The organism is Nodularia spumigena CCY9414 (genome assembly GCF_000340565.2).
Taxonomy (GTDB): Bacteria; Cyanobacteriota; Cyanobacteriia; order Cyanobacteriales; family Nostocaceae; genus Nodularia; species Nodularia spumigena.
The window spans coordinates 2,328,223-2,336,130 of sequence record NZ_CP007203.1; the positions used below are offsets into that span (position 1 = coordinate 2,328,223).

The 7,908-nt window shown below is 44.1% G+C and carries 6 protein-coding genes and 1 pseudogene; 2 read left to right on the forward strand and 5 right to left on the reverse strand.

What is annotated here, in order from left to right; all coding sequences use genetic code 11:
* Window positions 1-167 precede the first annotated feature (167 nt).
* Window positions 168-653 (forward strand): annotated as a pseudogene (locus NSP_RS10405) (class I SAM-dependent methyltransferase); the annotation flags it as partial.
* A 488-nt stretch (window positions 654-1,141) separates the two neighbouring features.
* Here NSP_RS10405 and lipB read toward each other — a convergent pair.
* On the reverse strand, window positions 1,142-1,804 hold the full coding sequence (gene lipB / locus NSP_RS10410) for a lipoyl(octanoyl) transferase LipB (protein ID WP_006195166.1): 663 nt from the start codon (window positions 1,802-1,804) through the stop codon (window positions 1,142-1,144).
* A 401-nt stretch (window positions 1,805-2,205) separates the two neighbouring features.
* On the opposite strand from lipB, the gene hpf reads away from it, so the two are divergent.
* Window positions 2,206-2,847, forward strand: coding sequence for a ribosome hibernation-promoting factor, HPF/YfiA family (gene hpf, locus NSP_RS10415; RefSeq protein ID WP_006195165.1), 642 nt, complete (start codon window positions 2,206-2,208; stop codon window positions 2,845-2,847).
* Window positions 2,848-3,208: 361 nt separating this feature from the next.
* Here the strand turns inward: hpf and NSP_RS10420 are convergent, their stop codons facing one another.
* From NSP_RS10420 to NSP_RS10435, 4 genes are all read right to left on the reverse strand, one after another.
* Entirely contained in the window at window positions 3,209-3,667 is a 459-nt protein-coding gene (locus NSP_RS10420; protein WP_006195164.1) for a peroxiredoxin, read from the reverse strand.
* 20 nt (window positions 3,668-3,687) lie between these two features.
* On the reverse strand, window positions 3,688-5,619 hold the full coding sequence (locus tag NSP_RS10425; RefSeq protein ID WP_006195163.1) for an ABC transporter ATP-binding protein: 1,932 nt from the start codon (window positions 5,617-5,619) through the stop codon (window positions 3,688-3,690).
* A gap of 162 nt (window positions 5,620-5,781) precedes the next feature.
* Window positions 5,782-6,198, reverse strand: a complete 417-nt coding sequence (locus tag NSP_RS10430; RefSeq protein ID WP_006195162.1) for a DUF1824 family protein — start codon at window positions 6,196-6,198, stop codon at window positions 5,782-5,784.
* Window positions 6,199-6,278: 80 nt separating this feature from the next.
* Window positions 6,279-7,130, reverse strand: coding sequence for a prohibitin family protein (locus tag NSP_RS10435; protein WP_173403280.1), 852 nt, complete (start codon window positions 7,128-7,130; stop codon window positions 6,279-6,281).
* Between the last annotated feature and the right edge of the window lie 778 nt (window positions 7,131-7,908).

The following is a 7,908-nucleotide window of genomic DNA, read 5'->3' on the forward strand; positions in this document are numbered from 1 at the left end:
AACCGGAGTCGCTATGGTAACTGTCTTTGGTTCCGTCGCGGCTGGACTGGTGGTATTCCCAGACTGTTTGCTGGCGATATTGCTCGCGTAAATTCTGGATGTCTGCTTCTAGGCTATTTGTTTGAGCAATGGGAATTGCTATGAGGTTTGTCTCAGGTTGGTTAGCGGCTGGACTGGTGATTGGCTGTGGTTTGGGAGATGATGCAGAAGCTTTAGCAGACAGGGGTTTTCAAGTTACTGCTTTTGATATTTCGCCTACGGCTATTGATTGGTGTCAGCAACGATTTCCTGATTCTTCTGTGAATTATGTAGTTGCAGATTTGTTAAATTTACCTGCACAATGGCATCAAGCTTTTGATTTAGTTGTGGAAATTCGGAATATCCAAGCGTTACCTTTAAATATCCGTTCTACTGTGATTGCATCAGTGGCTTCTGTGGTCGCCGCAACAGGAACTTTATTAGTGATAAATCGGTTTCGAGACACAGAATTAGAACCTGATGGACCTCCCTGGCCTTTGTCTGATTCCGAATTAGCCCAGTTTACAGAATTGGGTTTGCAAGAAGTCAGCCGTGTTCTGTTTTATGAGGGTGAACGGGTTGATGTTCCACAACTACGGTTAGAATATCAGAAATCTGTCCCGCCAAAAGTCTAATAATGCTACAAAATGTTACCTCAGCACTGCTTTAGGAATTTTTGAGTCACAATAAAGGTAGAGCAAGTCCTAAGTTGACAATTTCATAGACAAAACTATACTTATATTGACAAAAATCAATATATATTTTAGGAAAAAATCAACTACTTGATATATAATACGGTGATATCAAGTATTGAATTGAGACTATTGCCGACGCGAAAACCAAGCAATGATGGTGGTAGTCTTTTTCAGAAACTTAATTGGAACACAATCGCGTCTGGCTAAGGCGTGAAAGTCTACTGAGGGATAACTGCTCCCATGCTCCCGTTGAAGTAGAAAGTAAAGTCTAGTTTTGTCTAGGTTTTATATAGCAGGAATCTATAATTGGAGGTTGTGATGATTTACAACTTGACGTTATCTGACCCTACCAACTACCTGATTGTTAAACTCAGTATCCTAATTTTGGTACTGCTAGTATTTTTGGTAATTTCTGCCGCACCAGCCGTTTAGTCTTTCATTGTCTCCACTAATTCCACACCGAAGACTTCCGCAAAACAATCAGCTATATTAACGCGCACTTCTTCGCAGGTAATACCGGGAATCCATTCGGCTAAACTGGCGACGGGTTTATCAGCAATACCACAAGGGATAATTTGTTTAAAGCCTGACATATCAGGACAAACATTGAATGCAAAGCCGTGCATAGTAATCCAACGGCTGACTTTAATCCCGATGGCGGCAACTTTTCGACCTTCTAGCCAAACTCCAGTAAAACCCGGTAGGCGATCGCCTGTCAACCCATAAACTGCTAATACCCGAATTAATACTTCTTCTAGCTGCCGTAAATACCAATGCAAATCTTTACAATAATATTGCAAATTTAAAATAGGATACCCCACAACTTGACCAGGGCAATGATAAGTTACTTCGCCACCGCGTTCAACTCTGTGAACATCGAACTTACAATTATCCGGGTCAAACTTGAGAAAATTTAGATTGCTGCCTTGTCCCAAAGTATAGACAGGCGGATGCTCTAGCAATGTTAACACATCTTCTAAACTAGGTTGAAGAATCCGCTCTTTGAGAAGCGATCGCTGCCATAAAAGCGCATCTGTGTATGGTATCAAACCTGCGTTAAATAACAAACAACGTCTATAAACAGTTTCCATACTACGAATCACGTAAAAAATCAACTGGTTTCTTCACCAAATATATTTCAATTTACAGATGTTGAGTCAAGAAATGTCAAGCAATGCAAAGGATTTTAAAGGAACGCCAAAGTCAGGTGCATTCTAGAATACAAAATGCTAAGTTGAATATATAACCTCAACGGTGTTAGGAGGAACTCTCTGCAATCAGCATCACGCCAAACAGAATCAGAACGAATGCACTGGCTGGTGAATCTCATAAATCGTTTGCATCTCGAACCGGATAAAATCCAACACAGAGCAAACCCATAAGCAGTACATTAAAATTGTTCAAAATTTGTTTTGGCGGTAGTGAAAGACTTACCGCGACCTCTTTTCATACAAAACAAATTCACGTCAAATATATCAGTGGGAGAGTTTACATGAAGCTTGTCATCCACGGCAAAAATATTGAAATCACCGATGCTATTCGGGAGTATGTACATCAAAAAATTGAAAAAGCCGTTAGTCACTTTCAGAACATCACCAATGAAGTGGATGTGCATCTGAGTGTCGCCCGTAATCCTCGAATCACCACCAAGCAAGCGGCGGAAGTCACCATTTTTGCAAATGGTAGTGTTATCCGTGCGGAGGAAAGCAGCGAAAATTTATACGCCAGTATTGATTTAGTAGCAGATAAAATTGCCCGTCAACTGCGTAAATATAAGGAAAGACTTCAAGATCAGAAAACTAATGCTCCACCCACAAATCAAGTATTAGTTCCCGAACCAGTAGCGGCGGATTTAATAGGCGATCGCACCCCCGAATTACCAAATGAGGTTGTCCGTACAAAATATTTTTCCATGCCACCCATGACCGTTGCAGAAGCCACAGAACAGCTGCAACTAGTGGGACACGACTTTTATATGTTCCACAATGCTGAAACTGGCGAAATCAATGTGATTTACGAACGTAACCACGGCGGTTACGGAGTAATCCAACCCCGCCATAATAACGGACACACCAACGGCAAAAACGGTAATTCCGCCCAGGCTGTATCCGAAAAAGCCCACTCCCATAAGTAGAGGCAAGGGGGCAGGGGGCAGGGAGCAGGGGGGAGAATTAAAGATCCTCATCTCCTGTAGGGGCGGTTCCCGGATACCACGAAGAAGTGGCATCTTTGCCCTCCCCCACGGATATGACTAACGCTCTTTTATGACTCTGATGAAAGAAAAAAGAGTAGGTTGGGTTGAAGCCTTGTGTAGGCGTAGCCTTCTCGTAGAGTAACCCAACCAAACCAAGGATTGCCTGCGTCTACTCCACCTCAACTAAGCCCAAACCCCTCTCTAGCTCCCCTCTCTAACTCCCCTCTCTAACTCCCCTCTCTAACTCCCCTCTTTAGCTCCCCTCTCCTTACCAAGGAGAGGGGCTGGGGGTGAGGTTCTTTTACACCGCCAACTGTTGCAAAGTCTTCAGCGCTTCCTCAACGTGACCCTTAAAATTCAACATTGAATCAAACACATACTGCACAACGCCCTCTTTGTCAATGACATAAGTCACACGACCAGGGACAAAACCAAACATTGCAGTTGCGCCGTATTGCTTCCGTACTTTGTCGCCTTGATCACTCAACAGCGTAAAAGGTAAATTGTACTTCTGTGCAAATTTCTGGTGAGACTCGTTAGAATCTCCGCTAACGCCAATCACTTCCGCACCAGCAGTTTTAAACACTTCGTATTGATCCCGAAAAGCACAAGATTCAGCTGTACATCCTGGGGTATCATCCTTGGGATAAAAGTATAAAACCACAGCTTTTTGACCACGAAAAGCGCTGAGGCTAACTGTGGAACCATTTTGGGCGCAAAGAGAGAAATCAGGCGCAGTATCACCAACTTTAACAGACATATTATTTCTTACCGATTTTATTAAGAATCCATCTCTGCTAATTCTAACCACCGTTCTGTCGCCGTATCAATCGAATGCTTGAGATTTTCCACTTGTTCATAGAGTTTCTGAACTTGAGTGTAATTCCCAGCAGAGACATTTACCAAAGCTTTTTCCACTGTGGCTTTCTCAGTTTCCAACTTGGCAATTTTTCCTTCCAACTCCTCAAATTCCCGCTTTTCCCAGTTTGATAGTCTGCGGCGCTTTTTATTGTCGCTGTCTGAAGACGAAGCTGCAACTTTTACATCTTCCTGGGGTTTTTCCTTCGTATTAGCTGCTTGTTGCTGTTTTGCTTCTTCCTCCTCAGCCTTCTTGTAATCTAGATAAATTGAGTAATTACCTGGATATTTCCGCAGATTCCCGCCCTCTTCCAAGGAAAAAATAGTATCTACAGTCCGATCTAAAAAGTAGCGATCGTGAGAAACTGCAATTACACAACCAGGAAAATCTTCTAAATAATCCTCTAAAACCGCCAATGTCTGCACATCTAAATCATTGGTAGGTTCATCTAAAATCAACACATTAGGCGCACCAATCAGAATCCGCAATAAAAACAAACGGCGTTTTTCCCCACCAGATAATTTATTAATTGGCGCATACTGCTGGTTTCCGGGAAACAGAAACCGTTCTAACATTTGAGAAGCAGAAATTTGAGTTCCATCAGAGACTTTGACAAATTCGCCTTCTTCTTTAATGTAGTCAATCACGCGCTGATTTTCGTCTACGGCTGAAAGTAACTCTTCCGAATGCTGGTCAAAATAGCCGATGTGAATTGTCGTCCCAATATCCACAATACCGGAATCTGGTTGAATACGTTTGGTAATCATATCCATTAAAGTAGATTTACCAGTTCCATTCCCGCCAATAATTCCAATGCGGTCTTCAGGACTAAATTCGTAGGTGAAATCTTTAATTAAAGTCCGTCCATCATAGCCTTTAGAAATGTTATTTAATTCAATAACTTTTTTACCAATACGACGGCTAACTGTGGAAATATCAACTTTCCCCTGAACTTGTTTAAACTCAGTCTCCCGCAAACTTTCAACGCGTTGAATTCGGGCTTTTTGTTTGGTACTTCTGGCTTTTGGTCCCCGGCTTAACCATTCTAATTCTCGGCGTAATATACCTTTGTGTTTGCGTTGGCTACTAATTGCCGATTCTTCAGCTAAAGCTTTCTTTTCCAGGTAATATGAATAATTACCGGAATAAGTGTAAATATCGCCTCGGTCGATTTCAATAATTCGGTTTGTAACTTGGTCAAGAAAATAGCGGTCGTGAGTTATCAGCAAAAGTGCGCCCCGAAAGCGATTTAAATAACTTTGCAGCCATTCCACAGACAGCGCATCCAGATGGTTTGTCGGTTCATCCATCAATAAAACATCTGGTTCTGATAGTAAAGCTGTTGCTAAAGCGATGCGCTTGCGATAGCCTCCTGACAAAGTACCAATAACCGCATCAAAATCAGAAATGCCTAACTTAGTTAAGATAATTTTGGCGTTGGTTTCCAGTTCCCAAGCGCCAGCAGTTTCCATGCGTTGCATTACCCCAGACAAGCGGGACATCAATTGACTATCTTCTGGATGATGAACCAATTTATGAGATAATTCTTCATACTCACGTACCAAAGCCAGATGTTCACCACTATCCGCAAAAATTTGCTCTAAAACTGTGTGATTTTCATCTAAATCTGGCTGCTGCGGTAAGTAAATTACTTTTGCACCAGAACTAAAGGTAATTTGTCCACTATCAATTGATTCTAATCCGGCAATCATTTTTAATAAAGTTGACTTACCAGAACCGTTAGTCCCAATTAAGCCAACTTTATCAGTAGCATCTAAACTAAAACTGGCATCTCGTAAAAGTTCTTTGATGCCAAAATCTTTTTTAACTGATTGTAATGTAATAATACTCATAAAAATTAGTCATTGGTCATTGGTCATTAGTCAGTATCTGTAGAACATCTAGTTTTACCAAGATGGGAACATTCCCAGGGGTTTATCCTCCTGTGTAAGTTACAATCTCGTGAGTAAATTTAACTTACACATTTGGAATGCTTCCTGCAACAGTGGCAAATTCTACACAAATAAATCCAGGGGTAAATGTCCATACATTTCGTTGATTCCCCCCTCATTATAAGATTGGCAAGAAATTAATACACCCCGATGATGTCCGGCATAAGCATCCAGATAACATAACCCATTCTTGCCATTTAATTTGATATAAACAGGCCCTTCGGGTGTGGCTAAATCAGTGGGGACTTCATAGCCAAAAGCATGAGAATAAGTCCTCATCGCCAGTATCCCATCTTCGGCGGTATCAGCACAAATCCCTAATATTTGGTAATCTGAAATACTAGCTACCAAAGTTAAAGCCCGACGCACCAAGGCTTTTTCTGAGGGTTTGAGAATGGGTGCGATGTCTAAGCAGTTGAATTTATGCAGGATTTTTGTAGCTTCTGAGATGGTCAGGTTTTGGTGATTTGGTGTCGTCATAAATCAATTTATGATTTTCTGGGTTTGGCTGTGGTATCTGAGGTGGGTTATCCCCACCCCATTTTGATTATTTACTCAAATTACGGTTGATTGTATTCGGGATTTCCTAAGTTGAAAAGGAATGGCACACCGCCTTGAGATTCACCACCCATAACGAGGACTCTAGGCATCTGAGAGCCGCCATTTCTCCAAGCTTCAATTGCTTCTTTTTGCAGAACTAACTGCCCACCTTGGGCTTTGAGAGTCTCTGCTAAGAGTTTTTGGGCTTCGGCTCTACCCTTGGCGCGATTCACATCCGCCTGAGCTTGTTGTTCGGCTTCCCTGGCTATATAAACAGCTCTTTGCGCTCGCTGTTCAGCTATTTGTTTTTCTTCTACAGCTTTGGCAAATTCTGGCGAGAAATTCAAGTCAACTACGCTAGTATCTAGCACAATTATCCCATATTTAGCCAAGCGATTGCCCAAAGCAAAATCAAAGTCGTCTTTTAATTCACTCCTTTTGGTAATTGCTTCTTCGACTGTTCTTCTCGCCGCAGCGATTTTAAATGCTTCCTGTGTCTGAGGAGCAATGATTTTTGAGACAATATTTGCTAAAGTTCCTTGCTTCCGTCTCACCTCAACTACCTGTGTGGGGTCAAGGCGAAAGTTAATGGCAAATCTTGCTGATAAATTTTGCAAGTCCTTAGTAGAACTTTCGGCTGGGACTTCAAATTTTTGTACCGTCAAATCATACACATCAACTACCGACACAAGGGGTGGTTTAATGTGAATGCCTTCTAGTAGCGCACCATCTCTAGCTTTACCTAAGATGCTGATGACTCCTGCTTGTCCTGGGTTGAGAATTACAAAGGAATTTAGTCCGACGAGGACAATAAGTGCTAACACAATTCCAAAAACTGTGGTTTGCCAATTCCCAAATTGCTGACTTTTCAAGGTTCTATCTCCTTTTGCATCTTTAGGCAACTCCAGTTCTATGGTGACACGTCCTCGGTAAAAAGAGGCAGGGGGGCAGGGAGCAGGGAGCAGGGGAGAAGACGCAGGGGAAAAGATGCAGGGGGGCAGGGAGCAGGGAGCAGGGGAGAAGACGCAGGGGAAAAGATGCAGGGGGGCAGGGAGCAGGGAGCAGGGGAGAAGACGCAGGGGAAAAGAGGCAGGGGGGCAGGGAGCAGGGAGCAGGGGAGAAGACGCAGGGGAAAAGATGCAGGGGGGCAGGGAGCAGGGAGCAGGGGAGAAGACGCAGGGGAAAAGATGCAGGGGGGCAGGGAGCAGGGAGCAGGGGAGAAGACGCAGGGGAAAAGATGCAGGGGGGCAGGGAGCAGGGAGCAGGGGAGAAGACGCAGGGGAAAAGATGCAGGGGGGCAGGGAGCAGGGAGCAGGGGAGAAGACGCAGGGGAAAAGATGCAGGGGGGCAGGGAGCAGGGAGCAGGGGAGAAGACGCAGGGGAAAAGAGGCAGGGGGGCAGGGAGCAGGGAGCAGGGGAGAAGACGCAGGGGAAAAGATGCAGGGGGGCAGGGAGCAGGGAGCAGGGGAGAAGACGCAGGGGAAAAGATGCAGGGGGGCAGGGAGCAGGGAGCAGGGGAGAAGACGCAGGGGAAAAGAGGCAGGGGGGCAGGGAGCAGGGAGCAGGGGAGAAGACGCAGGGGAAAAGATGCAGGGGGGCAGGGAGCAGGGAGCAGGGGAGAAGACGCAGGGGAAAAGATGCAGGGGGGCA